The sequence below is a fragment of the Mucilaginibacter sp. A5337 genome (genome assembly GCF_059690695.1).
The window spans coordinates 652,841-678,544 of sequence record NZ_JCAWEC010000001.1 but is presented as its reverse complement, the minus strand read 5'-3'; the positions used below and the strand labels follow the sequence as shown (position 1 = coordinate 678,544).

Here is a 25,704-nt window from a genome sequence, read left to right as displayed (position 1 = left end):
GTACTCAAATGATGAAAAGAAGGGATTTTATTGAACGGTTAAGCATTGCTTCGGCGATAGCGTTATTGCCTGCTTTGGCTTTTGGTAATTCAAAGGACCACGTTTCTGCTTTTGCCAAAAAACTTAAGCCTGTTGGCCGTGCGTTGGAAATGGAAGGTTATTATGTATGGTGTAACAGTCCGATTGAGGGCCCGGATGGCCGGATCCACGTGTTTTTTTCAAGATGGATTGCTTCAAAAAAAATGGGCGGGTGGATCAATGGATCCGAAATATGCCATGCTGTGGCCGATACGCCGGAAAGTGAGTTTAAGTTTTTAGAAACTATCCTTGCTCCGCGCGGTCCTGGTTATTGGGATGCTACTACCTGCCATAATCCATCCATAAAAAAGGTGGATGGTAAATATTGCCTGTTCTTTATGGGCAATTCTAACGGTAAAACCAATACCAAACGGATAGGCTTGGCAACCTCCGATTCTTTGGATGGCCCCTGGACACGCCCGGATGCCCCGTTGCTTTTACCGGGTCCCGAAGGGGCATGGGATGATCATTGCACCACCAACCCCGCATTTATTAAACATCCCAACGGGCAATACTGGCTGTTTTATAAATCATGGAACACCAAAGAGTATGAAACCTCAACCGACCCGCTGGTAAAAGGTAACCGTAAATACGGTTTAGCCATTTCCAACAAACTGGAAGGGCCTTATATCAAATATGACGGCAACCCGGTGATAGATTTTTCTGGGCGGGGAAACAACGCCCAACTGGAAGACGCTTTTGTTTGGTTGGATAAAGGCCGCTTTAAAATGCTGGCCCGGGATATGGGGGTTTTTAATCACCAATATGGTTTGTACATGGAATCAAAGACCGGCAAAAAATGGAGCGAACCGGAGATAGGTTATTTTAACGCCGAATATTATCATATTGATCAACCGCCACCCCCAAAATACCTGAACAAATACGGCCGGTTTGAAAGGCCTCAGCTCTTATTTCAAAATGGAAAGCCAACCTACATGTTCACTACCTCGCAGGGTGGTAAATACGTGACGGCATCGCCATTTATATTTAAAATAGAATCATAACGCCCTCAACATGAAAAAAATACTGCCTGTATATTTTGCATTTTTTACTGTTGTTTGGCCTGTTGTAGTAAGGGCGCAAAATAAGATAGACCGTAAGGCTTTGGTGCAAAGGCACAATGTAATCAATAAAGGTACCGACACGCTGTCTTCCCTGTCTGTTGGCAATGGTCGTTTTGCTTTTACGGTTGATGCTACGGGTTTGCAAACCTTTCCAGAGCATTATGATAAAGGCATTCCGCTGGGCACACAGTCTGAATGGGGCTGGCACAGCTTTAAAGATACCGCAGGCTATAAGTTTGATGAAACATTAAAAACCTATAGGCTCAATGGCCGTGATGTAAGCTATTCGGTGCAATGGAACCAGCCCGGGCGTAACCGGAATGCTGCTAACTGGTTCCGGGAAAATGTACATCGCCTGCAATTGGGCAACCTCGGTTTCCTGTTGTTGCATAAAGATGGGAGCGAAGCGCAAATAACCGATATTCAAAATATCCGGCAGGAGCTTAATTTGTGGACAGGCGCTATCGCCAGCTCGTTCACTTTTGATGGCGAGCCGGTAAAAGTTCAAACTTATGCGCACCAGGGTAAGGATTTGATAGCGGTGAAAGTACAGTCGCCGTTGTTAGCTCAGGGCAGGCTTAAAGTGAGGTTACGTTTCCCTTTCCCCACCAATCAGTTTGCCGATTATGGAGACAATTGGAAAGAGCCGCAGAAGCATTATTCGGCTGTTGTTAGCTCGGGTACCGGCCAGGCTACCATCATCCATCGTTTAGATACCAATCAATATTTTGTACGCCTTGCCTGGAATGGCGCTGCATCGGTTAAGAATACAGGAGCCCATCAGTTTGTGCTATCGCCTCAAGGTAAAACTGATGAACTGACATTTACCTGTTTGTTTGCTTCGCAGAAAACCGCGGCGCCTTTACCTGGTTTTGCTCAAACGCAAGCCAACAGCATACAACAATGGAAAGCCTTTTGGCAAAGCGGAGGTGCGGTTGATTTCAGCGGCTGTACCGACCCGCGGGCAAAGGAACTGGAACGCAGAGTGGTGCTCTCGCAATACCTTACCAAAATACAATGCTCTGGTCACCAGCCTCCACAGGAAACAGGTTTAACTTATAATAGCTGGTATGGTAAGCCGCACCTGGAAATGCACTGGTGGCACGGGATTCATTTTGCGCTTTGGGGCCGGGAGCAGCTGCTCGAAAATAGTTTGGGCTGGTACGGGCATGTAAAAGCCAATGCAAGGGCTATTGCTAAAAGACAAGGATATGATGGCGTCCGCTGGCAAAAAATGACCGACCCTGATGGTAACGAAAGTCCGTCATCGGTAGGGGCATTCCTGATCTGGCAGCAACCGCACTTTATTTATTTTGCCGAACTGGATTATCGCGCCCATCCAAACAAGCAAACCCTGGATAAGTATAAAGACCTTGTACTGGCCGACGCGGATTTTATGGCCTCATTCCCAACTTATGATAAAGAGCATGACCGCTATAATTTAGGCAAGGGTATTATCCTGGCACAGGAACGTTATAAACCCGAAGAAACATACAACCCAACTTACGAGCTGCAATACTGGCGCTGGGCTTTAAATACCGCCCACTTGTGGCGCAAACGCCTGGGCTTGCAGCCGGATAATAAATATGCCATCATCCTGAAAAAGCTTGCTGCCTTACCTCAAAAAGATGGCGTTTATCTGGCTGCGGAAAGCTCGCCCGATGCATATACCAATCCTAAATTAAAAACGGATCATCCGGCGGTATTAGCGGCTTATGGTATGCTGCCCTACAATGCTCAACTGGACACTGCGGTAATGAAGAAAACCTTTAACCTGGTTTGGGATGTATGGGACTGGAAGGATACCTGGGGCTGGGATTTCCCGATGACCGCCATGACCGCGGCCCGTTTAAATATGCCCGAAAAAGCTGTTGATGCTTTATTTATGACCATAAAAACCAATACTTACTTAGCTAACGGACACAACTACCAGGACGGGCGATTGCGGATGTACCTGCCGGGCAATGGTGGCTTACTGGCCGCTGTGGCTATGATGTGTGCCGGCTGGGATGGCTCGACCATTACCAATCCTGGTTTTCCTAAAAATGGAAAATGGAAGGTAAGATGGGAGGGGCTTAAAAAAATGCCATAATAATGAGTATATATTTTGTGAACGCGATCTGATAAAAATCTACAATATGAATCAATTATTTATAAGGATAAAAACGGTATTGTGCGCCGGTGCCATCATAGCAATGGCGGGTAGTGTTAATGCGCAACAACCGGTAAAAAGTAAGGTATTGGCCGATATGGCCCTCGCCAACAATTATTTTATGCAGAAATGGCCTGATCCGGGAGCTTCTGTTACTGTAAAGGGAACAACCCGTACCAGTAATTTATGGACGAGGGCTGTTTATTACGAAGGGCTGATGGCGATGTACAAGATCGACCCGCAGAAAAAGTACTATGACTACGCGGTTGACTGGGGCGAAAAACACCAATGGAGCCCTCGTGGTGCTGTTGATACCCGCAATGCGGATAACCAATGCTGCGGACAAACCTATATCGATCTTTACCTCATAGATAAAAAGCCCGAGCGTATTGAAAAAATTAAGCAGAGTATCGACCTGATGGTGAACAGTGAGAAAAAGGATGACTGGAACTGGATAGATGCGCTGCAAATGGCCATGCCGGTATATGCAAGGCTTGGTGAAATATACAATGACAATAAGTATTATGAAAAGATGTTCGAGATCTACAATTACTCAAAAACCGTACACGGCGGCAAAGGGTTGTATAATACCTCCGACCATCTTTGGTGGCGTGATAAAGATTTTGTTCCTCCTTACAAGGAACCTAACGGCGCAGATTGCTACTGGTCGCGCGGTAATGGTTGGGTAGTGGCCGCTATGCTGCGTGTATTGGAAGTGATGCCTAAAAATGCGCCTCATCGCAATGAGTATTTATCGGTGTATAAAGAAATGATTGAGGCACTGGTGCCTTTGCAGCGTACGGATGGCTATTGGAACGTGAGCCTGAAAGATTCAACCAATTTCGGCGGGAAGGAACTGTCGGGTACGGCCCTGTTTACTTATGGCATTGCCTGGGGTATTAATCATGGCATCCTGAAAAAGAAAACCTATTTGCCCATAGTTATCAAAGCGTGGAACGCCATGTCAAAAGAATGCCTGCACCCGGATGGTATGCTTGGCTTTGTACAGGGAACCGGTAAGGAGCCCAAAGATGGCCAACCTGTTGGTTATAACAATGTACCCGATTTTGAAGATTATGGTTTGGGCTGTTTCCTGTTGGCCGGTAGCGAAGTTTATAAACTGAGTAAGTAATGAAGAAGATATCTCTGTTTCTGGCCTTTATTTTATTAGTTGTGGTGAATGCCTTCGCCCAGACGGGTATCGGCAGCAATAAGTCCGGCTATAAAAAACAAGGCAATACATTGTATTTTAACAATGCCAATGGCGATGTTAAAATTGAATTTTGTTCACCTTCCATGTTCCGCGTAAGGGCCAGCTGGAGCCGTAAATTTGCACCCGATGAGCATTTAATGCAGGAGAATTATAACTGGCCTGCCGTTGATTATAAGGTGAGTGACGGACAGTCGGCATACATTATTCAAACCTCTGCATTGTTCATTACGGTCCTTAAATCACCATTTATTATCAATGTAGCTGATAGTAAGGGCGTGATGTTATCATCAGAATATGTACCGAACAGCAAGCAGAACGGCGGCTTGCATCATATGGGTGATACGGTAATGTGCACTAAAGATCTCTTGCCCGATGAGCATTTCTTTGGCTTTGGTGAGCGCATGGATTTTACCGATCAGCGCAATAAGCTGGTAAAACTCAATGTAGGCAGGGGGAAAAGCAAAAACAATTTGCTTGGCGCCTATAATATCAATGAGGCTAATTATTGCCCGGTGCCATTTTTTATGAGCACTAAGGGGTACGGCATCTACCTGCATAATTCATCGGCTACCGAATGGGATATGGGCAGTAAAACCGATGATGAATACAGTTTTAAAGCAAATGATGGCGAATTGGATTACTACTTTATTTATGGCCCAACATTTCCGGCTATTTTAAACAGTTACTTAACTATTACCGGCAAATCGCCTTTGTTGCCAGGGTTCGCTTTTGGCTTACATATGGGTACTTATAGCGGCGGTACCTGGGGACATGAGGAACTTACCTCGGATAGGTACGTAATTGAACTTGCCCGTAAAATGCGTGAAATGGGGATCCCTGTTGATATTCTCTTCCTTGATTCTACCTGGCGGCTGTTTGGTAAAAACGGGGGCAAAGGAGCAACAACCTTTGAATGGCGCGAAACATTTAAGGACCCCAAAGCGATGTTTGATAGCTTGTATGCCATGAACTTTAAAATGGTTGGGCTGCATATCCGTCCACGGTTTGATAACGCCAAAAACCTGAACCTGCTTGACCAGGCACAGGCCAAAGGTTTTACGTACCCAGAAAACGGCAAACCGGGTGAGTTTGTAAACTTTTTTGATCAGCAGGCTGCAAACTGGTGGTGGGATAATGGCGTTATGAAAGTTGCCTCCATCGGTGCTAAATTCCTGAAAACGGACGAGGGTAGTGCATTTGGCTCATTAGCCAATGAAAGTGAAAAAGTTGGGCCTACAGGTAAGGAAATAACCCAACTGCATAATGTATTCCCTATTGCGTATGCTAAAGCGCCATATTTGAAATTTCAGGAATATAATGGCATTCGCGGCTTAAATCAAACCCGTGAGGGTTATTCCGGTATCCAGCGGTATCCCTTCATTTTTGCGGGTGACTGGCCAAGTGAATGGCAATATTTTGCACCTGTTATAAAAGCCGGGTTAAATATCGGTTTATCAGGTGTTGGCTATTGGGCGCATTGTATGGGTGGTTTTGAACATGCTGCTGATCCTGAATTATATATGCGCTGGGTACAGTTTGGGATGTTCAGCCCGGTTGCCATGGTATTTGGTATGGATCACCCAGGCTATAAAGAACCCTGGAACTATGGGGCCGAGGCTTTAGCCAACTTTAAAAAATATGACGACCTCCGTTACAGATTGATCCCCTACATTTATAGCAACGCATATACGCAATATCAAACAGGCATGCCGCTTATGCGCGCCTTAGTATTGGAATACCAGGATGACCCTAATACTTATAACATCGCCGACCAATACCTGTTTGGCGATAACATGATGGTTTGCCCGGTAGCTGTAAAAGGCGCACAAACACGTACGATATACTTGCCCCGCGGAACCTGGTTTGATTACTGGACCGGTGAAAAATATACCGGGAAGCAGTACATACATATATTAACTCCGGCCGATCATTTGCCCATTTTTGTAAAAGCAGGCAGTATCATCCCGATGCAGCCCGCCATGAAATATATGGATGAAAAACCGGTCGATGTGATCACGCTGGATGTATTTCCGGGTCAGGCATCCGAATTTAAATTGTATGAAGACGATGGTGTCAGCTTAAAATATCAAAAGGGGGATAAGGCGATCACTCAAATTATGATGGCAAATGTTGCCGGTGGATGGGAGTTGCAGATCAAAAAGCCTGCGGGTAACTTTATCCCGGCACCACATACCTATTTGGCAAAAATACACTGGCCTCATGATCAGGAACCATCTTTGATCACCGAAAATAATCAAGCATTGAAAGCAGCTGACAGTGCTGATGCATTAGCTACAACGGCTGGCTGGTATTATGATAAAACAACTCATTTGCTTTGGATAAAAACATCGCATAACAACAGTGAGGATATTACGCTTAGTGTTAAATAGATCACGTTTATAACTTTCCTATGAAAAAGTTACTCAGTATAATTTTTGTTTTTGCTATAGTAAATAGTCCAGTATTTGCTCAGCATAAGGCTACAGCAAAACGGCCAAACATTATTATCATCCTGGCCGACGATATGGGCTATTCAGATATTGGCTGTTTCGGATCCGAAACCCAAACGCCAAATCTCGACGCCATGGCCAAAGGCGGTTTACGGATGACCCAGTTTTATAATGCATCGCGCTGTTGCCCAACCCGGGCGTCATTGCTCACCGGGCTTTATCAGCACCAGGCGGGCGTCGGCGATATGGTAAACCACCGTGATGTGCCCGCTTACCAGGGCTACCTGAACCAAAATTGCGTAACCATAGCCGAGGCGCTTAAACAAGGTGGTTATAATACGTTAATGGCTGGCAAATGGCATGTGGGTACAGATCCCTCGCACTGGCCGGTTAAACGCGGGTTTGATCATTATTTTGGTTTGATAGATGGTGCAAGCAGTTATTTTAATCCAACTATGCCCTATCGCCCTAACCAAAAGCTTACCATTGCTTTAGATGATAAGGAGTATACACCAGGGCCAAACTGGTATTCAACCAACGCTTATGCCGATTATGGCATTAAATTTATTGAGGGTAATAAAAGTACCAATAAGCCATTCTTTTTGTATATGGCCTTTACCAGTCCGCACTGGCCAATCCAGGCCCTGCCCGAAGATATTGCCAAATACAAAGGCAAGTACCTGGCAGGATGGGATAAGCTCAGACAGCAACGGCTGGAACGCCAAAAACAGTTGGGGATCATCAGCAAAGATGAAAAACTTTCGCCCAGGGATAAGAGCGTGCCTGAATGGGATAGCCTTAGCCCGGAAGAAAAGGAACAGTTTGATACCAAAATGGCCGTATACGCCGCGATGGTTGACCGGATGGATCAGAATATAGGCCGGATCAGGAAAAAGCTTCAGGAACTGGGTGAGGATAAAAATACAGTGATCATGTTTCTGTCAGATAATGGTGCCAGTAATGAAACCATTACCGGGCCGGGCTTTACCCCCGAAGTATTGGCTGCAAACGGGAAGCCTGCAAGCGATCCAACATCTTTTACATCATACGGGTCATTAGGGGCTAATGTAAGCGATACCCCTTTTCGCTTATTTAAGCACTGGGAATATGAGGGAGGCACAGCCACACCTTTTATAGCTTATTACCCGGATGTTATTAAGCCGGGTTCTATTGTCAGTAAGCCCGCTCATATTATTGACCTGATGGCCACCTGCCTTGACCTTGCCGGGGCAACTTATCCTAAAGTTTATCATGGCAATAGCATTCCGCCAACGGAAGGTATAAGCCTTGTTCCGGTATTTAAGGGGCAAAGCTGGAAAGGACATAACGGATTGTTTTTTGAGCACGAAGGTAACCGTGCTGTAAGGCAAGGCGACTGGAAACTGGTATCGCAACGCCCAGAAAATAAATGGGAGCTTTACAATATCAGCACCGACCGCTCCGAATTAAATGACCTGAGTGCCCAATACCCTCAAAAAGTAGCCGAGCTTGAAGCAATGTATAATGCCTGGGCAGCCCGTGCAGGCGTTGTTGAGTTTGATAAATTACCAAAATCAAAAGGCGAATAATTTAATAAGGGGGTAAGCAAAAGAAGGTGTCGATGCTAACTATACCAAGTTCAAAGAGAATGCTTTTTCGCAGCAGATCAGCTTCGGGTGAAAGTGGGCAGAACGATGGTGGGCATGTGTGATGGAAGGGGCATAGCAAGTTTTTGCAGAAGGGTAGGAAAAGTGGGTGCGAAGCGGGGCAAAATAATTGCAGCCCGTGGTTCTGCCCGGTTTGCAGGGCAAAGGCCTTGAGCGCAAAGAAGCCTTTCTGCTGCAAGCCTTTTTGGTTACTTTTTTGGCTAAAAAAGTAACTGGCCCCCGCGCGGCCAAGAGCGCGACGATGTAAGTTCATAGAGCAAAGATCGTTACCTGCCAGTATTGGACTGCTTTTGAAGGCAATGATGTGGGGAGGACTTCATTTTGATACTGATTTAAAATAGAACCCGAGTGCGGCTTTTAAGTTGTTTAGAAATTTACGCAAACGTTTCTGGGAACGTTTGCGCGGTTTTAGTTGGGCAAATCCTTTTTTTTATTGCTGTCAGCCTTTAATCTTGTTTAGGATTTAAGGGTCCTTCACCAATTATAAGGCGATAAATAGCTGTTTTAAAATAAAAACATGTCGGTAATAAAAACAAAGTTTGGAGTAGCGGTTTTGCTTTTGGCGGGTTGTTTTACATCGCGGGCGCAGGTTCGGCAGTATTCCTGGCAGCATTTGCCGCAGGTAAGCAAGCCCTCGTTCAAAAAAGATACTATTAACATTTTAAAATACGGTGCCAAAGCCGATGGGCTTACATTAAACACTACAAGCATTAATAAAGCGATAGCTGCTTGCAGTGCTAAAGGTGGAGGGGTAGTACTTATTCCGCAAGGTTTATGGCTGACGGGGCCGCTGGTGATGAAAAGCAATGTAAACCTGCATGTAAGTCGCGCAGCATTGTTGCAGTTTACTGATGATAAAAATCAGTATAAACTGGTTGAAGGTAATTATGAGGGGCACGCCGCGGTACGTAACCAATCGCCAATATCAGGTACCGATCTTACCAATATAGCCATTACCGGCGAAGGGATCATTGATGGCCATGGTGAAGTTTGGCGGGCGATAAGCAAAGAAAGGCTTACCGAAGCCGAATGGAAAAAACTGGTAGCATCGGGCGGTGTAGTGAGCGAAAACGGCAAGTCCTGGTACCCGTCTGAAAGTTATGTCAGCGGACTAAAAACTCCGGGAGCCGGTGTGATAGGCAATGGCAAAACCCTCAAGGATAATGAACCTTTCAAAGATTTTTTCCGGCCGAATATGTTGGTGCTTACCAATTGTAAAAAGGTATTGCTGCAGGGTGTTGCGCTGCAAAATTCGCCTGCCTGGGATATCCATACTTTATTATGCGAAGACCTTACGGTACAGAATGCAAGGGTTAGAAACCCCTGGAATGCGCAGAATGGCGACGGTATCGATGTGGAGTCGTGCAGGAATGTGTTAATAGAGGGCAGTACTTTTGATGCCGGCGATGATGGCATCTGCATTAAATCGGGCAGGGACGAGGAGGGTCGTAAACGTGGCAAGCCAACCGAAAATGTTATCGTGAGGGATAACGTGGTTTACCGTGCCCATGGTGGTTTTGTGATCGGTAGTGAAATGTCGGGCGGGGCGCGTAATATTTTCGTGTCTAACTGTACGTTCATCGGTACGGATATCGGTCTGCGTTTTAAAACCACACGGGGCAGGGGCGGTGTTGTTGAAAATATCTTCATCAAAAACATCAGTATGAGGGATATTGCCCATGAGGCCATTCTTTTTGATATGTACTATGGCGGCAAATCGCCCGGCGAAGATGATAATGTAAATGATCAGGCTGTTGTGCCCGTGACCGAAGCTACGCCTTCATTCCGCAAATTCTATGTTGATAACGTGGTATGTAACGGTGCCGAAAAAGCGCTCATGATCAGAGGACTGCCCGAGATGGGGATTAAAGATATCCATATTGAAAACAGCACTTTCAAAACTGTTAAAGGCGCGGATGTAATAGAGGCGCAGGGTGTTTTCTTAAAGAATATTCACCTCGAAAGTAAAGAAACCAGCCCGCTTATCAATGTTCAAAACAGCAACAACATTACGTTCGATCATATTACCTATGGCGATACGCAGCTGTTGTTTAAGATCAGCGGTAAAAAATCGCAGCAAATAAAATTGCTGAATACAGATCCCTCAAAGGCGAAAAACAAAGTTGAGTTTGGTTCAGGTGCTGCAGAAAATGCATTAACCGGTTTAAAATAATGAAGAAAATCGCGGTGTTGATATGGATCGTTTTTGTACCGGCACTACTGCTGGCGCAGGCGGTTGTATACCCAAAGCGTTTTACCGTGGCTCAGGATGGCAGCGGTGATTTTAAAACTATTCAGCAGGCTGTAAATGCCGTTCGCGATCTGTCTCAACAGAAGGTTAGCATCTACATAAAAGCAGGTGTTTACCAGGAAAAACTGGTGATCCCATCCTGGAAATGTAATATCGAGCTCATTGGAGAGGATCAAAATAAAACCATTATAACCAACAGCGATTTTTCGGGCAAACCCAACCCTCAGGGAAAGGATGCCTTCGGAAAAGGCGAGTTTACAACTTACACTTCCTATACGGTTTTGGTGCAGGGAAATGATTTTACTGCCCGTAACTTAACTATAGCAAACGCAGCAGGCCCGGTAGGGCAGGCAGTAGCTTTACATGCAGAGGGCGACAGGTGCGCCGTGATCAATTGCCGTTTGCTGGGCAACCAGGATACGCTGTATGCCGGTACCGAAAACAGTCGCCAGTTTTATAAGGATTGCTACATTGAAGGAACTACAGATTTTATCTTCGGCGAAGCTACAGCGGTTTTCCAGAACTGTGTCATCAAAAGCCTCAAAAACTCATTTATAACTGCTCCGGCTACCACGCTCCGGCAACAGTTTGGCTTTGTTTTTTTGGATTGTAAACTGATACCCGCAGATACTTCTGTTAACAAAGTTTTCCTGGGCAGGCCATGGCGACCGTATGCCAGATCAGTTTTTATCAATACCACAATGGATAAGCACATTTATGCCATTGGATGGGACAACTGGCGTAACCCCGAAAACGAAAAGACCGCCTTTTTTGCCGAATACAAAAGCCAAGGTGTTGATATAAGTAAACGTGCGCCATGGTCGCACCAGCTGACTGAAGCCGAAGTGAAGAAATATACTTTTAATAACATCCTTGCCGGGAATGATCACTGGGATGTAACGTTGATAAAATGAGCTGTATGAAGAAAATATTATTGTTGAGCGTATTCCTGTTTGCGGGTTGGGGGCTTAAGGCGCAAACGCTGCCCTGGTCGCAGCGAATGGCTAATACTGCTATTCATATCTGGAAGGATTCGCTGCCGGGTACTAACTGGTCGTACGATCAGGGCATTGTTTTACAGGGCTTGCAAAGCGTTTGGCTGCAATCGGCCAAGAGCGAATATTTTAATTATATCCAAAAATCAATGGACAGGTATGTGGGGGCAGATGGAAGCATTCGAACCTACAAAGCCAAAGATTACACGCTGGATAATATCCTTTCAGGGCGAAGTCTGTTATTTCTGAACCAGGTATTAGGTGCCGGAAAATATTATAAAGCGGCTTCCTTACTGCGCAAACAATTGGACGAACAACCCAAAACGCCTGAAGGCGGTTTCTGGCATAAAAAAAGATATGCTAATCAAATGTGGCTGGATGGCCTGTACATGGCCGAGCCTTTTTATGCCGAATATGCTTCCGTTTACCATGAAGATGCAGACTTTGACCAGATAGCAGATCAGTTTATCCGGATGGAGCAACATGCACGCGATAGCAAAACGGGTTTGCTGTACCATGCCTGGGATCAAAGCAAAAAGGAACGCTGGGCTAGCCCTCAAACTGGTCTGTCGGCAAGTTTATGGGCCCGTGCCGATGGCTGGTATGCTATGGCATTGATTGATGTATTGCCATATTTTCCTGCTAACCATCCTAAGCGCGCCGCGCTATTGGCCATTTTAAACCGCCTTGCTGAAGCGATACAAGGCAGCCAGGATTCGGGTTCGGGTTTATGGTACCAGGTACTTGATAAGGGCGGCAAGAAAGGTAATTACCTGGAAGCATCGGCATCGTGTATGTTTGTTTATACGCTGGCCAAGGGAGTAAGGGAAGGCTATCTGCCTCAAAAATATTTGCCGGTAGCGCAAAAAGCTTATGATGGCATTATCAAAAATTTCATCGAAACTGATGCTGATGGACAGGTAAACATTAAAGGCACTGCAGGAGCTGTAGGTGTTGGCGGCGAACCATATCGCGATGGCAGTTACGAGTACTACACCGGTGTGAAAACTGTCGTTAACGAAACCAAAGGTGTTGGTTCATTTATGCTGGCCAGCGTAGAGATGGAGCGTTTAGCCAATCAGAATTTAGGCAAAGGCAAAATTGTACTTTTAGACAGCTATTTTAATAACGAGCATCATGATGATGTTACGGGTAAAAGTATCCCGTTCCATTACAAATGGGAGGAGCAGGATAACAACGGTTTTTCATTTTTAGGGCAGATCTTTAACAATTACGGTTTGCACACCAAAACTTTAAATGAAGCGCCGGATGCAGAGAACCTCAAAAAGGCAGCAGCTTATGTTATTGTTGATCCCGATATCCCGAAGGAAAATCCTGATGCTAAATATATTGAAGAGCCACATATCACGGCCATCAGTAACTGGGTAAAAAATGGTGGTGTACTGGTTGTTTTAAATAACGATACGGGCAACGCCGAGTTTGTGCACCTGAACAAACTGATGGCGAAATTTGGGATCAGCTTTAACCTGAATAGTGTTAACCGGGTGGTTGGGCGCAACTTTGAGCAGGGTACAATTAATATCCCGCAGGATAATGCCATCTTTAAAACGGCTCGCAAAGTTTACATCAAAGAGTTGAGTACCCTACAGCTAACAAATCCGGCGGTTGCGCAATTAGTTAACGGTAAGGACGTCATTGTAGCTACAGCCAAATATGGTAAAGGCACCGTGTTTGCCGTTGGCGATCCCTGGTTTTATAATGAATATACAGATGGCCGCAAACTGCCTCCTGATTATGATAATTTTAAAGCAGCCAACGACCTTGTGAGCTGGCTGGTAAAACAAATTCCTCAAACAAAAAAATAATAACCTATTACAAATAAAAAGAACATGATATTATCAAGATATAACCTCAACAAAACAACTGTACCGGCAAATGAATTGCCTCCTGCTAATGTATTTGACTTGCCTGAGAAGGTGCTGCAATTTGGCACCGGCGTGTTATTGCGCGGCCTGCCCGATTACTTTATTGATAAGGCTAACCGCGCCGGCATTTTCAATGGCAGGGTAGCTGTTGTTAAATCTACCGACAGAGGTTCAACTACTGATTTTGATATGCAGGATGGTTTGTATACCATTTATTCAAAAGGAATTGAAGATGGCATGGAAGTTAACGAACAGGTGATCTGTTCAGCGATCAGTCGCGTGCTTTCCGCATCAAGTGAGTGGGAAGAGATTTTGGAGATAGCCCGGAGCAAGGATTTACAGGTAGTGATCTCCAATACAACCGAAGTCGGCATTCAACTGGTTAAGGAAGATGTGCGTAAACATCCGCCGGCATCATTCCCCGGCAAATTGCTGGCTATTTTATATGAGCGTTACAAGGCCTTTAACGGCAGACCAGATACCGGGCTGGTGATCATCCCAACCGAGCTGATCATCGATAACGGTAAAAAACTGGAATCCATTGTATTGGAACTTGCTCATCTGAATAAACTGGAACCTGCCTTTATGGACTGGCTGGAAAGCAGCAATAGCTTCTGCAATTCGCTGGTGGACAGGATTGTGCCCGGCAGGCCAGATCAACAGTTAAGCGATGCCATGGAAGCCGAACGTGGTTATACCGATAACCTCAGCATCATGTCTGAAACTTATAGTCTCTGGGCTATCCAGGGCGACGAAAAAATAGCCGAAGTATTATCTTTTGCCCAGTCAGATAATGGCGTGGTGATCACGCCGGATATTGAACTATTCAGGGAGCTGAAACTAAGGTTGCTTAATGGTACGCACACGTTGAGCTGCGCGGTAGCCTATCTTTCAGGTTTTAAAACGGTTAAGGAAGCCATGGATGATGTACATTTTACAAAGTTCATTACCCAACTGATGTTTACCGAGATCATGCCATCCATCCCTTATCAAATTGATGAAGATGTAGCCCGCGACTTTGGCAATAAGGTACTCGACAGGTTCCGTAACCCAAACATCAGGCACGAGTGGTTGAGCATTTCGGTACAGTACGCTACTAAAATTAAAATGCGGGTTATTCCGTTATTATTAAACTACTATAAACAAAACAATAAGGCACCGCAGATGATGGCCCTTGGTTTTGCGGCATTTATCCGCTTTATGCAAATCACGGAAACAGCTGAAGGCAAGTATACCGGAACAGCACATTCGGATAGTTATTCGATAACTGATGACCAGGCGCCTGCTTTGGGCAAAGCATGGAACGGAGCTGATGCAGAAGCGGCTATTGTAGCTATCCTTAAAAATAAAAGCCTTTGGGATGTTGATTTAACAACTTTACCCGGCTTTACTGAAGCAGTAACAGAACAGTTTAAGTTTATAAACGAACAGGGAAAACTGGAAATAAGCGCTATTTAAACAGGAAGAAAGATGAAACAGAATATATTAAAAGTACACCCTGCCGATAACGTGCTTGTAGCCCTTACAGATTTGCAGGCCAATGAGCAGGTTACTTATAAAGGTGATACTTATATAGTAAAAGAACTGATCCCGGCCAAACACAAATTTGTTATAGCGGATATCCCCGAGGGCGGCGAGATCATCATGTATGGTGTACTGGTAGGCAAAGCGCAAAGCCCGATACCGGTGGGTGGTTTGATAAGCACAGCCAACGTAAAGCACGCTGCTAACAGTTTTTTAACAGGCCAAAGCCATACAGATTGGCACAAGCCTGATATCAGTAAATGGGAAGATAAAACCTTCAACGGCTATCACCGCGAAGATGGTAGCGTAGGCACTGCTAATTACTGGCTGGTTGTGCCCATGGTGTTTTGTGAAAACCGCAACATTGAGGTATTGCAGGAAGCATTGGTAAAACCTTTGGGTTACGGCCGCAAAAAAACATACGAGATCAAGGCACAGGAACTGATTGGCAAAATAAAAGCAGGTGCCCAAATAGATGAGGTTTTATATACCGAAATAGGCAGCGATACTGCTCAAAATGCCGGCAGCAAACTTTTTCCAAACGTTGATGGCATTAAGTTTTTAACCCATACAGGCGGCTGTGGTGGTACCCGCCAGGATTCAACTGCGCTTTGCGGTTTGCTGGCCGGGTATATTACGCATCCTAACGTTGCGGGGGCAACAGTTTTAAGTTTAGGTTGTCAGAACGCCGAAGTTAAAACTTTACAGGAGGAGATCAACAAACGCTCGCCCCAGTTTAACAAACCTTTGTATATTTTAGATCAGCAAAAAACAGGTAAAGAAGCCGATTTGATGGAGCAGGGCATCAGGCAAACGCTGGCAGGTTTAATGCAAGCTAACCAATACACCCGTAAACCGGCCCCTTTAAGCAAATTGACTATTGGGTTGGAATGTGGCGGCTCTGATGGCTTCTCGGGCATCTCTGCAAATCCGGCTATCGGTTACACTTCAGATCTGCTCGTTGCTATGGGTGGTTCGGTTATTTTGGCCGAGTTCCCGGAGCTTTGCGGTGTGGAGCAAAACCTGATAGACCGTTGTGTAGACAAATCTAAAGCAGATCGCTTTGCCGACCTGGTACGCACTTACAGCCAACGCGCTGAAGAAGCAGGTTCCGGTTTTTACATGAACCCCTCGCCGGGTAATATTAAAGATGGTTTGATCACCGATGCTATCAAATCTGCAGGTGCTGCCAAAAAAGGTGGTACATCGCCGGTGGCCGATGTGTTGGATTATCCTGAAAAGGTAACACAACCAGGTCTCAACCTGTTGTGTACACCTGGTAACGATGTGGAATCAACCACGGCCGAAGTAGGTTCGGGTGCCAATATTGTATTGTTTACCACCGGTTTAGGTACACCTACCGGTAACCCGATAGCCCCCGTTGTAAAAATTGCTACCAATACCGCGTTATACAACCGCATGAACGATATTATCGATATCAATACAGGCACTATTGTGGAAGGCGATGAAACCATTGAACAGGCTGGCGAACGCATCCTGGACTATGTGGTAAAAGTTGCAAGCGGAGAGATTGAAGTCCACGCGGTACGCCACGGACAGGATGATTTTATTCCGTGGAAAAGAGGGGTTTCGCTTTAATCATACATTCCCCGTGTTCGTGTCCCCACGAACACCCGTAGACAGGTAGAATGAAAAGAATGAACATTAATGGGGAATTGTAAAAAGACAACATGTTTCCGTGAGGACACGGAAACGGGGAAAACATGACGAAAAACTAATGAAAATACTAACCTGTACCACACCCGGTCAATTGGAATACGGCACTGCCGATATTCCTCAATTAAAACCGGGTTATTCGCTGCTCAAAATAAAACGCATAGGCATTTGCGGTACCGATCTGCATGCCTTTGAAGGTACCCAGCCCTTTTTTAGCTATCCAAGAATTTTAGGCCATGAGCTTGCAGCCGAACTGGTTGAAGCCGGCGATGCCGAAGGTTTTCAAAAGGGTGAAGCCGTTACCTTTATCCCGTATTTCAATTGCGGGCATTGTATCGCCTGTCGCTCCGGAAAACCAAATTGCTGTGTAAATATCCAGGTTTGCGGCGTGCATACGGATGGCGGCATGGCCGAATACCTGCAGGTTCCGTCACACTTACTGGTTCATGGTGAGGGACTAAGTTTTGATGAGCTGGCATTGGTTGAGCCCCTGGCTATCGGTGCCCATGGCGTGCGGCGAGCCGACGTAAAGCCGGACGAATTTGTGCTGGTCATCGGCGCGGGACCTATCGGTTTAGGCATTATGGAATTTGCCTGCATTGCCGGAGCAAAAGTTATAGCTGCCGACGTAAACGAGCAACGCCTTAATTTTTGCCGCGAAAACCTGAAGGTTGATCACACCATCAACGTAAAAAATGAAGACGTAACTGAACGCTTGAAAGAGATCACCAATAGCGACATGCCAACTGTGATTATCGATGCTACCGGCAATCAAAAAGCCATCAACGGGGCGTTCCTGTATTTGGCGCATGGCGGCAGGTATGTGCTGGTTGGCTTGCAGCGGGATGAGATCATTGTAAGTCACCCCGAATTTCATAAACGCGAATCTACCTTAATGAGCAGTCGCAATGCTACCCGTGAGGATTTTGAGCATGTGATCCGCTCCATGAAAAGCGGACTGGTAAACCCGCAAACGTATATCACCCACCGGGTAACTTTTGACGAAGTAAAAGATCAGTTTGAAAGCTGGCTTAACCCGGCCAATGGAGTTATAAAAGCAATTGTGGAGGTATAGGAGGCTGTTTAATGAGTGTAGAGACGCATAATTGCGTCTCACGCTTGCAATTTACGGTAGCTGAGACGCTTGTGAAATCGGCTTGTCCTCCGGGAGACGCAATTATACGTTTCTACAAAATATTTTGAATGATGATAAAAAGGGCATTTTTGATCAGTTTGTTTTTTTGTGTAGCAGGCAGTGTTTTCGCCCAGCAAAAGCATATATTGGGTTTTGAAAAGCTGAAAACTTATGTTGAAAGCTTTAATAAAGCCGATACCGAAACGGTTAAAAATTACATCACTAATGACCATGCCTATGAATGGCTTGCCAAAAATGTCCCTTTGTTTGAGTGCCCGGATTCGGCCATTCAAAAGATCTATTATTACCGTTGGTGGACCTTCAGGAAACACCTGAAACTAACACCCGATGGCTTCATTTTTACCGAATTTATAACCCCGGTTAGTTTCACCGGTGTATATAACAGTTCAAGCAGTGCCCTCGGTCACCAGGTATATGAGGGGCGCTGGCTGCATGACCCGCAATACATCAACCAGTATATCAATTTTTGGCTTTATGTTGACCCTAAACAGAAGAAGCCGCACCTGCATGCTTTCAGCAGTTGGATTGATGACGCGGTGTATAATTATTACCTCGTAAACCTTAATGAAAAGTTTGTTGAACAGGCGCTGCCCTTGCTCAACACCGACTATCATGTATGGGAATCGGAAAAGCAACTGCCTTCCAAATTATTCTGGCAGTTTGATGTGCGCGATGCGATGGAGGAAAGTATCAGCGGGGGGCGTAAGGTCAAAAACATCCGGCCTACCATTAACAGCTATATGTACAGTAATGCGGTTGCACTATCAAAAATAGCAGCTTTAACCGGCAATGATTCGCTAAAAACAAAATACACGCAAAAAGCTATCGACCTGAAAAAACTGGTGCAGGATAGCCTTTGGAGCGATAGCGCTTGCTTTTTTGAAGTGCGTAAACCCGACGGGCATTTTGCCGGTGCACGCGAGGAGTTAGGATTTATCCCCTGGTATTTCAGCCTGCCCGATGATAAGCCGGCATACGCCAAACAATGGGATCAGCTAACCGACACTAAAGGTTTCAACGCGCCATGGGGCATTACCACAGCCGAGCGCAGGCACCCCTTGTTCCGCACCCATGGTACCGGGCATGGTTGCGAGTGGGACGGCGCGGTATGGCCTTTTGCTACCACCCAAACTTTAAAGGGACTGGCCAACCTGCTTACTGCTTATCAAAATAAAGGCACCATGACATCGGGTGTTTTTTATAATGAACTGCATAAATACGCCCTTTCGCACATCAAAAGGGGGCAACCTTATTTAGGTGAATACCAAGATGAAAAAACTGGCTACTGGCTTAAAGGCGATAACCCAAGGAGTAGCTACTACAATCATTCGGGTTTTTGTGATCTGGTCATTAACGATCTTGTGGGTTTAAAACCTCGTGAAGATAATGTACTGGAAATCTTCCCACTTATCCCTCACAACCAATGGAAATGGTTTGCACTGGATAATGTACTTTATCATGGGCATACTATCAGTGTGGTTTGGGATAAAACCGGCACAAAATATCACAAAGGCAAAGGGTTCATCATTTATGCCGATGGTAAGGTGATTTCCCGAAGCACTCAGCTAAAACATGTACTGGTAAAACTTCCGGCTTAATCCTGACTCATTTTCTCTCTTTTATTGGCTTGGTGGCTTTAATGATGATAATATCGTATAGTAGATAGAGAAAATATCAGATGAAATTGCAGCAGCGTACTGATATTTTTGAATACTATACAACCAATTAAGTTCACAACCAAAGGTATCATTTAAGATGCTGAAGCCTTCATTCAAATCAACGAAACGGGCTTTGGTAAGCCTGTTTAATACGAATGAAAATGAAGATATCTAATCGTTTCCTGTTGCTGTTATTTACGCTCATCTTTTGTTTTTATTCAAACGTACAAGCTCAAAACCAATCAAAAAAAATTACCATTGTTACCTTGCCTCAGCATCACGCGAGGATAAGTTACGGTGTACAAAAGTTAACGCTGGCCCTGCAACACGTCGGATATTCCGTTACCGAACAATCTTATAAAGGCGTAATGCCTTCAGGTAATGCCATAGTTGTTGGTTTGCTCGCGGATGCCCCGGTTAAGAAACTGGTTGGCGCTGCAAATAATCGCCCGGGAAAAGAGGGTTTTATCATCTGTGATAACGGCCTCAAAAATAAACTGCTGATAGCAGGTGCCGATAATTCCGGCGCACTTTATGGCTGTCTTGAATTGGCAGATAGGATCGACATCAATAAAAAACTCCCGGTAAATATTAACCTGCACGACCAGCCCGAAATGGTTTTGCGGGGTACCTGTATCGGTGTGCAAAAGCCTGCCTTACTTCCTGGTCGCGGTACTTATGAGTACCCTTACACACCGCAAAACTTCCCGTGGTTTTATGACAAGGCTTTATGGATCCGTTACCTGGATTCGTTGGCTCATAACCGCATGAACTCTTTGTATTTATGGAATGGGCACCCCTTCGCCTCGCTGGTGCGGGTAAAGGAATATCCTTATGCCGTTGAGGTTGATGATGCCATCTTTAAGAAAAACGAAGAGATTTACAGCTTTTTGGCCGATGAAGCTGATAAACGTGGCATCTGGCTTATCCAGGGATTTTACAACATCATCGTATCCAAACCCTTCGCCGAAAAAAATAACCTGAAAACGCAGGACAGGAACCGGCACATCGTACCCATTATTGCCGATTATACCCGTAAATCTATCGCTGCCTTTGTGCAGAAATACCCTAATGTAGGTCTGCTGGTTACGTTGGGAGAAGCCATGGAGGGTGTTGGGCAGGATGATGTCGACTGGTTTACCCAAACGATAATTCCCGGAGTAAAGGATGGTTTGAAGGCCTTGGGGCGTAAAGATGAACCGCCGATCGTGCTTCGTGCACATGATACCGACGCGCCCAATGTAATGAAATATGCCAAACCGCTTTATTCAAATCTATATACCGAGGCAAAATATAATGGCGAGGCCTTAACCACTTATGAACCGCATGGCCCCTGGGCCGACCTGCACCGCACGCTGAGCAGTATTGGTACCGTACAAATAGAAAATGTGCATATAATGGCCAACCTGGAGCCTTTCCGCTATGGTTCGGCGGATTTTATCCAGAAATGCGTGCAGGCTATGCATACTATTTATGGGGCAAATGCATTGCATTTATACCCGCAGGCATCATATTGGGATTGGCCTTACACCGCTGACAACACAGGCAGAAAGCGCTTGTTACAGTTGGACAGGGATTGGATCTGGTACAAAGCATGGGCCCGTTACGCCTGGGATAACAAACGGGACAGGGCTGGTGAAATAAGCTATTGGGCAAAGCAACTGGCCGATAAATATGGATGTGATCAGGCTAACGGCGAGGCAATTTTAAAAGCTTACGAAGAGTCGGGGAATATTTCGCCCGAACTATTGCGCCGTTTCGGCATCACTGATGGTAACCGCCAAACCATGACCCTGGGGATGTTGATGAGCCAATTGGTTAATCCCGAAAAATACGGTCTGTTCTCTTTGTTGTATAATTCGGAAGGGCCTGTTGGCGAAATGATGAGTGTGTACGCCGAAAAGGAATGGAAGCACCAACCGCACACCGGCGAAACTCCGGTTAAGGTTATTGACAGTGTGATACTTCAAGGCAAAAGAGCTGTTGAAGCTATCGACAAAGCGTCGGCGGGGATAAAAAAAGACAATGCCGAGTTTGCCCGTTTGAAAAATGATATGTATTGCTATAACGCTATGGCCAATAGTTATGCCTATAAGGCAAAGGCCGCTTTATGGGTACTGCGTTATAAATATTCGGATAACGTTGCCGACCTGGAAAAGGCTTTGCCCGAGTTGCAAACCAGTTTGGAGTATTATAAACAACTGGTAAAACTAACCGAAAATACTTACCTGTATGCCAACAGCATGCAGACTAAACAGCGCAAAATCCCGGTTGGTGGTAATGATGCCAAAATGAAAACCTGGGTCGAGCTTTTGCCTGTTTACCAAAAGGAACTGGACAATTTTAAACGGAATATCGATTCGCTGAAATCGCCGCAAACGCAGCAAAAACAAAAAGAGGTGGCAGTTTTGAAGGATGCACCTGTAAAATTTGAAAATAGTAGCAGTTATCAGCTAAATGCGGGCGAAGCGGTTTACGCCGATACAATCGCCCCGATAAAAAATACCGCCAAAGAATTGGCAGGTTTAAAAGGGATCAAGCTATCCAAAGCAGATCAGCAAAAGAACGGAACTACGATCAGTTTTAAAAATGATAAGCCGGTAAAAGTGCTGGTCGGTTTTTTCAATAGCAAGCTGCCGCAATACTTGCCCGAGCCGCAACTGGAAACAGATGCCAGTGCCAACGACTACGGCCAGGCCGATATTAAGATTGCCAATGCTATTCAAATTGATGGCCTGCCGCCTGTAAATATTCATACGTACACCTTTAAAGCCGGGTCAAATACCCTTACCTTAGGTAAAGGAGCCGCCTTGGTTTTGGGTATTGTTGATGCAGATGCCAATGTGCCGGTTTACGATGCGGGCCTGAGTAATGAAGGTAATATCAAAGATTTACGCTGGCTTTTTAATTGAGACTAATGAAAAGCAGGAAGAGTTTATTTATTGCGATATTCGTGTTTGGGGTTCTGCAGGCCTTTGCCCAATCGCAACCACTAAAGCTTTGGTATAAACAACCCGCCCAAAAATGGACTGATGCTTTACCTATTGGTAACGGCCGTATAGGGGGCGTGATCTACGGTGGTGTTGCCGAAGACCATATCCAATACAACGAACAAACCCTATGGACAGGCGGCCCCCGCGACTATAACCGTAAAGGAGCCGTGAAATATCTGGAGCCTATCCGCAAGCTGCTTTCCGAAGGTAAACAAGCCGAAGCGGAAGCAATGGCCCAGCAGCATTTTATGGGGATGAAAAGCAATGAGTTGGGCTATGCTGCTGATTCGGCAAAGTGGGTTAGTATGATGTTTGCTATGTATGGTCCACAGGATGAGATGATGCGTGATGATAGCTGGAAAACCGTCACACTACCTACAGAACAGGGTTGGGAAGCTCAACCCGGATTTGAGGGTATAGATGGTGCAGTTTGGTTCATTAAGCATTTTAATATTCCTGCCGGGTGGAAGGGGAAAAATTTAGTAATTAGCTTAGGCAGGATACGTGACATAGACCGAACCTGGTTTAACGGAGATTACATTGGCACTACTTCGGGTAATGGTTATAGAAAATACGTCATCCCTGCTAATAAATTATTTGTTGGAGATAATAAACTTGCAATGCAGGTAATCAACTTTTACGATAAGGGTGGCTTTACAAGTAACGCCAAAACTTTATCAGTTTATCCTGAAGGACGTGAAAGCGATGCGATTAGTCTTGCCGGTCAATGGAAATATTTTATACAGGATGATAACCCACCTGCATATCCCCGCTACAATGCCGATTACCAGCCTTTTGCCGATTTGTACCTTCAATTTCCTAAGCAGGAAATAACAGATTATAAACGAGACCTTGACCTTACAAATGCTACTGCTCATGTAAGCTATCAGGCAGATGGCGTTAACTACACCCGCGAATATTTCAGCAGTGCTCCCGATCAGGTGATGGCAGTACATCTCACCGCTGATAAGCCGGGCAAAATTACGGTGAAAGCCTTATTGAGCAGTCTGCATAAAAACTATGTCATCCGTGAAGTTGATGATCACACGCTGGCGCTGTCATTAAAAGTAAAGGACGGTGTTTTACGTGGCGTGAGTTATCTGCATGTACAGGCCATAGGTGGTAAGGTTATGGTTACGTCGAAAAATATTTCGGTTGCGGGAGCTAATGAAGCAACTTTTTATCTTACGGCAGCAACCAATTTTAAAAACTATCATGATGTATCGGGCAACCCGGAGGCCATCTGCAAAACTCAAATTGCAGCTATAGCGCATAAGAGTTATGCAGCTGTCAAGGCTGCCCATATCAAAGACTATCAAAAGTATTTCAATACGTTTTCTATCGATTTAGGCAAGGGTGAAAATGCTGATCTGCCTACAGATGAACGGATCCTGAAATTTGGCCACTCGCCCGATCCTTCGTTTATCAGCCTGTATATGCAATACGGCAGGTATTTGCTGATTTCGTCGTCAAGACCGGGCAACGGGCCTGCAAACTTGCAGGGTTTGTGGAATAACCTGCTTACACCGCCATGGGGCAGCAAGTTCACCACCAATATCAATCTCGAAATGAATTACTGGCCTGCCGAGCTGCTTAACTTATCAGCTTGCAGCGAGCCGTTTTTTAGCATAGTCGATGACCTCGCCAAAACCGGGCATGAAACCGCTGTTGAGCATTACGGCGCGCCGGGTTGGGTGCTACACCATAACACAGACCTATGGCGCGGCACTGCGCCTGTTAATGCTTCCAATCACGGCATTTGGGTAAGCGGGGCAGCCTGGCTTTGCCATCAGTTGTGGGAACACTATTTGTATAGCGGCGATAAGGATTTTCTGCAAAAACGGGCATATCCCGAAATGAAGGGTGCTGCCGAATTTTTTGTACATTTTTTAGTAAAAGATCCTAAAACCGGCTATCTGATCAGCACGCCATCCAACTCGCCCGAACATGGCGGTTTGGTTGCAGGGCCAACAATGGATCACCAGATCATCCGCGATCTGTTTAAAAACTGTATTGAAGCCGCCAAAGTACTGAATATTGATCGGGCTTTTGCCGATACGCTGAAACTCAAATACAGCCAGATAGCACCAAATAAAATAGGAAAATACGGTCAGTTACAAGAGTGGCTGGAAGATAAAGACGATACTACGGATACCCACCGCCATGTTTCGCACATGTGGGGCGTTTATCCAGGAACGGATATCACCTTCAAAACTCCTGAACTGCTGAAAGCTGCCGAACAATCCATGAAATACCGGGGCGACGAGGGTACCGGCTGGAGCATTGCCTGGAAGGTAAATATCTGGGCGCGGATGCACCAGGGCGATCATGCTTATCTCATGTTAAGCAAACTGCTTTCACCTGCCGATGTAAGTTCCGGCAAGGAAAAGGGTGGGGTTTACCATAATTTATTTGATGCACATCCGCCGTTCCAGATCGATGGCAACTTTGGTGGTGCGGCCGGTTTGGCCGAAATGCTGCTCCAAAGCCAGGGCGATGATATTGAATTACTGCCAGCCTTACCAACAGCGTTGCCTCGGGGAAGCATAAAAGGCATTTGCGCAAGAGGCGGTTTCGTACTGGATTTTGAATGGCAAGATGGCTGGCTAACAAGCTTACAGGTATTTTCCAAATTGGGCAAAACCTGTCGGTTAAATTATGCAGGAAAAACGATCAATCTCGAAACTCAAAAAGGTAAAAGCTATCGCTTTGACGCTGATCTGAAACAATTGTAAAAGATGGGCGAAACGCAGGAATATCGCAGCGAGATAGTGGGAAAAGAACAAAGTTTTTTGGGACTGTGTGATTCCCTTCTTGAGAGCTGCTGTGTGTACTACACAACTCTTAAATTTTATCATTAAAAAAAAATGTCATTTCGAACGAACCAGGGTGGGATTTATGTGTCGGAGGTGAGGAGAAATCTTCTACGCCCTGCTTTTACAGGTATGGTTGTACAGCGAG

At 45.4% G+C, this 25,704-nt stretch carries 15 protein-coding genes; 14 read left to right on the top strand and 1 reads right to left on the bottom strand.

The window, feature by feature from the left end; translation table 11 throughout:
* Positions 1–8: 8 nt before the first annotated feature.
* The 5 genes from AC59JO_RS02765 to AC59JO_RS02745 are packed head-to-tail and all read left to right on the top strand — an operon-like array spanning position 9 to position 8,525.
* Positions 9–1,082, top strand: a complete 1,074-nt coding sequence (locus AC59JO_RS02765; protein WP_497303248.1) for a glycoside hydrolase family protein — start codon at positions 9–11, stop codon at positions 1,080–1,082.
* A 10-nt stretch (positions 1,083–1,092) separates the two neighbouring features.
* A complete protein-coding gene (locus tag AC59JO_RS02760; RefSeq protein ID WP_497303246.1) occupies positions 1,093–3,234 on the top strand; it encodes a hypothetical protein in 2,142 nt (713 codons plus the stop codon).
* Positions 3,235–3,280: 46 nt separating this feature from the next.
* On the top strand, positions 3,281–4,426 hold the full coding sequence (locus tag AC59JO_RS02755; protein ID WP_497303244.1) for a glycoside hydrolase family 88/105 protein: 1,146 nt from the start codon (positions 3,281–3,283) through the stop codon (positions 4,424–4,426).
* Positions 4,426–6,897: a glycoside hydrolase family 31 protein gene (locus AC59JO_RS02750; RefSeq protein ID WP_497303242.1), complete on the top strand. Its 2,472-nt coding sequence runs from the start codon at positions 4,426–4,428 to the stop codon at positions 6,895–6,897. Before AC59JO_RS02755 ends, AC59JO_RS02750 begins: the two co-directional genes overlap by 1 nt.
* Before the next feature lie 20 nt (positions 6,898–6,917).
* Positions 6,918–8,525, top strand: coding sequence for an arylsulfatase (locus AC59JO_RS02745; protein WP_497303240.1), 1,608 nt, complete (start codon positions 6,918–6,920; stop codon positions 8,523–8,525).
* Between the two features lies 1 nt (position 8,526).
* Here the strand turns inward: AC59JO_RS02745 and AC59JO_RS02740 are convergent, their stop codons facing one another.
* The gene (locus AC59JO_RS02740; RefSeq protein WP_413669098.1) at positions 8,527–8,856 is read right to left on the bottom strand and encodes a hypothetical protein; all 330 of its coding nucleotides are present in this window, start codon (positions 8,854–8,856) and stop codon (positions 8,527–8,529) included.
* Positions 8,857–9,120: 264 nt separating this feature from the next.
* Here AC59JO_RS02740 and AC59JO_RS02735 point away from each other — a divergent pair, with 264 nt between their 5' ends.
* The 9 genes from AC59JO_RS02735 to AC59JO_RS02695 all read left to right on the top strand — a co-directional run bounded on the left by AC59JO_RS02735 (position 9,121) and on the right by AC59JO_RS02695 (position 25,478).
* A complete protein-coding gene (locus AC59JO_RS02735; RefSeq protein WP_497303238.1) occupies positions 9,121–10,776 on the top strand; it encodes a glycoside hydrolase family 28 protein in 1,656 nt (551 codons plus the stop codon).
* Positions 10,776–11,768, top strand: coding sequence for a pectinesterase family protein (locus tag AC59JO_RS02730; RefSeq protein ID WP_497303236.1), 993 nt, complete (start codon positions 10,776–10,778; stop codon positions 11,766–11,768). The genes AC59JO_RS02735 and AC59JO_RS02730 overlap by 1 nt, the downstream gene beginning before the upstream one ends.
* 5 nt (positions 11,769–11,773) lie before the next feature.
* Complete coding sequence (locus AC59JO_RS02725) at positions 11,774–13,675, top strand: glycoside hydrolase family 88 protein (protein ID WP_497303234.1); 1,902 nt, start codon at positions 11,774–11,776, stop codon at positions 13,673–13,675.
* A gap of 24 nt (positions 13,676–13,699) precedes the next feature.
* On the top strand, positions 13,700–15,193 hold the full coding sequence (locus tag AC59JO_RS02720) for a tagaturonate reductase (protein ID WP_497303232.1): 1,494 nt from the start codon (positions 13,700–13,702) through the stop codon (positions 15,191–15,193).
* A gap of 12 nt (positions 15,194–15,205) precedes the next feature.
* The gene (locus AC59JO_RS02715; protein WP_497303230.1) at positions 15,206–16,858 is read left to right on the top strand and encodes a UxaA family hydrolase; all 1,653 of its coding nucleotides are present in this window, start codon (positions 15,206–15,208) and stop codon (positions 16,856–16,858) included.
* A 139-nt stretch (positions 16,859–16,997) separates the two neighbouring features.
* Positions 16,998–18,011, top strand: a complete 1,014-nt coding sequence (locus tag AC59JO_RS02710) for a zinc-binding alcohol dehydrogenase family protein (RefSeq protein ID WP_497303228.1) — start codon at positions 16,998–17,000, stop codon at positions 18,009–18,011.
* 128 nt (positions 18,012–18,139) lie between these two features.
* The gene (locus tag AC59JO_RS02705; RefSeq protein ID WP_497303226.1) at positions 18,140–19,690 is read left to right on the top strand and encodes an MGH1-like glycoside hydrolase domain-containing protein; all 1,551 of its coding nucleotides are present in this window, start codon (positions 18,140–18,142) and stop codon (positions 19,688–19,690) included.
* Between the two features lie 221 nt (positions 19,691–19,911).
* Positions 19,912–22,662 carry an alpha-d-galacturonidase gene (locus tag AC59JO_RS02700; protein WP_497303224.1) on the top strand — a complete coding sequence of 917 codons (2,751 nt, stop codon included), beginning with the start codon at positions 19,912–19,914 and terminating at the stop codon, positions 22,660–22,662.
* A gap of 5 nt (positions 22,663–22,667) precedes the next feature.
* Entirely contained in the window at positions 22,668–25,478 is a 2,811-nt protein-coding gene (locus tag AC59JO_RS02695; protein WP_497303222.1) for a glycoside hydrolase family 95 protein, read from the top strand.
* Positions 25,479–25,704: the final 226 nt, after the last annotated feature.

What these genes read in the sequence shown, in the direction of transcription:
- AC59JO_RS02765 (WP_497303248.1), top strand. Translation starts at nt 9, where the DNA reads ATGATGAAAAGAAGGGATTTTATTGAACGGTTAAGCATTGCTTCGGCG.
- AC59JO_RS02760 (WP_497303246.1), top strand. Translation starts at nt 1,093, where the DNA reads ATGAAAAAAATACTGCCTGTATATTTTGCATTTTTTACTGTTGTTTGG.
- AC59JO_RS02755 (WP_497303244.1), top strand. Translation starts at nt 3,281, where the DNA reads ATGAATCAATTATTTATAAGGATAAAAACGGTATTGTGCGCCGGTGCC.
- AC59JO_RS02750 (WP_497303242.1), top strand. Translation starts at nt 4,426, where the DNA reads ATGAAGAAGATATCTCTGTTTCTGGCCTTTATTTTATTAGTTGTGGTG.
- AC59JO_RS02745 (WP_497303240.1), top strand. Translation starts at nt 6,918, where the DNA reads ATGAAAAAGTTACTCAGTATAATTTTTGTTTTTGCTATAGTAAATAGT.
- AC59JO_RS02740 (WP_413669098.1), bottom strand. Translation starts at nt 8,856, where the DNA reads ATGAACTTACATCGTCGCGCTCTTGGCCGCGCGGGGGCCAGTTACTTT.
- AC59JO_RS02735 (WP_497303238.1), top strand. Translation starts at nt 9,121, where the DNA reads ATGTCGGTAATAAAAACAAAGTTTGGAGTAGCGGTTTTGCTTTTGGCG.
- AC59JO_RS02730 (WP_497303236.1), top strand. Translation starts at nt 10,776, where the DNA reads ATGAAGAAAATCGCGGTGTTGATATGGATCGTTTTTGTACCGGCACTA.
- AC59JO_RS02725 (WP_497303234.1), top strand. Translation starts at nt 11,774, where the DNA reads ATGAAGAAAATATTATTGTTGAGCGTATTCCTGTTTGCGGGTTGGGGG.
- AC59JO_RS02720 (WP_497303232.1), top strand. Translation starts at nt 13,700, where the DNA reads ATGATATTATCAAGATATAACCTCAACAAAACAACTGTACCGGCAAAT.
- AC59JO_RS02715 (WP_497303230.1), top strand. Translation starts at nt 15,206, where the DNA reads ATGAAACAGAATATATTAAAAGTACACCCTGCCGATAACGTGCTTGTA.
- AC59JO_RS02710 (WP_497303228.1), top strand. Translation starts at nt 16,998, where the DNA reads ATGAAAATACTAACCTGTACCACACCCGGTCAATTGGAATACGGCACT.
- AC59JO_RS02705 (WP_497303226.1), top strand. Translation starts at nt 18,140, where the DNA reads ATGATGATAAAAAGGGCATTTTTGATCAGTTTGTTTTTTTGTGTAGCA.
- AC59JO_RS02700 (WP_497303224.1), top strand. Translation starts at nt 19,912, where the DNA reads ATGAAGATATCTAATCGTTTCCTGTTGCTGTTATTTACGCTCATCTTT.
- AC59JO_RS02695 (WP_497303222.1), top strand. Translation starts at nt 22,668, where the DNA reads ATGAAAAGCAGGAAGAGTTTATTTATTGCGATATTCGTGTTTGGGGTT.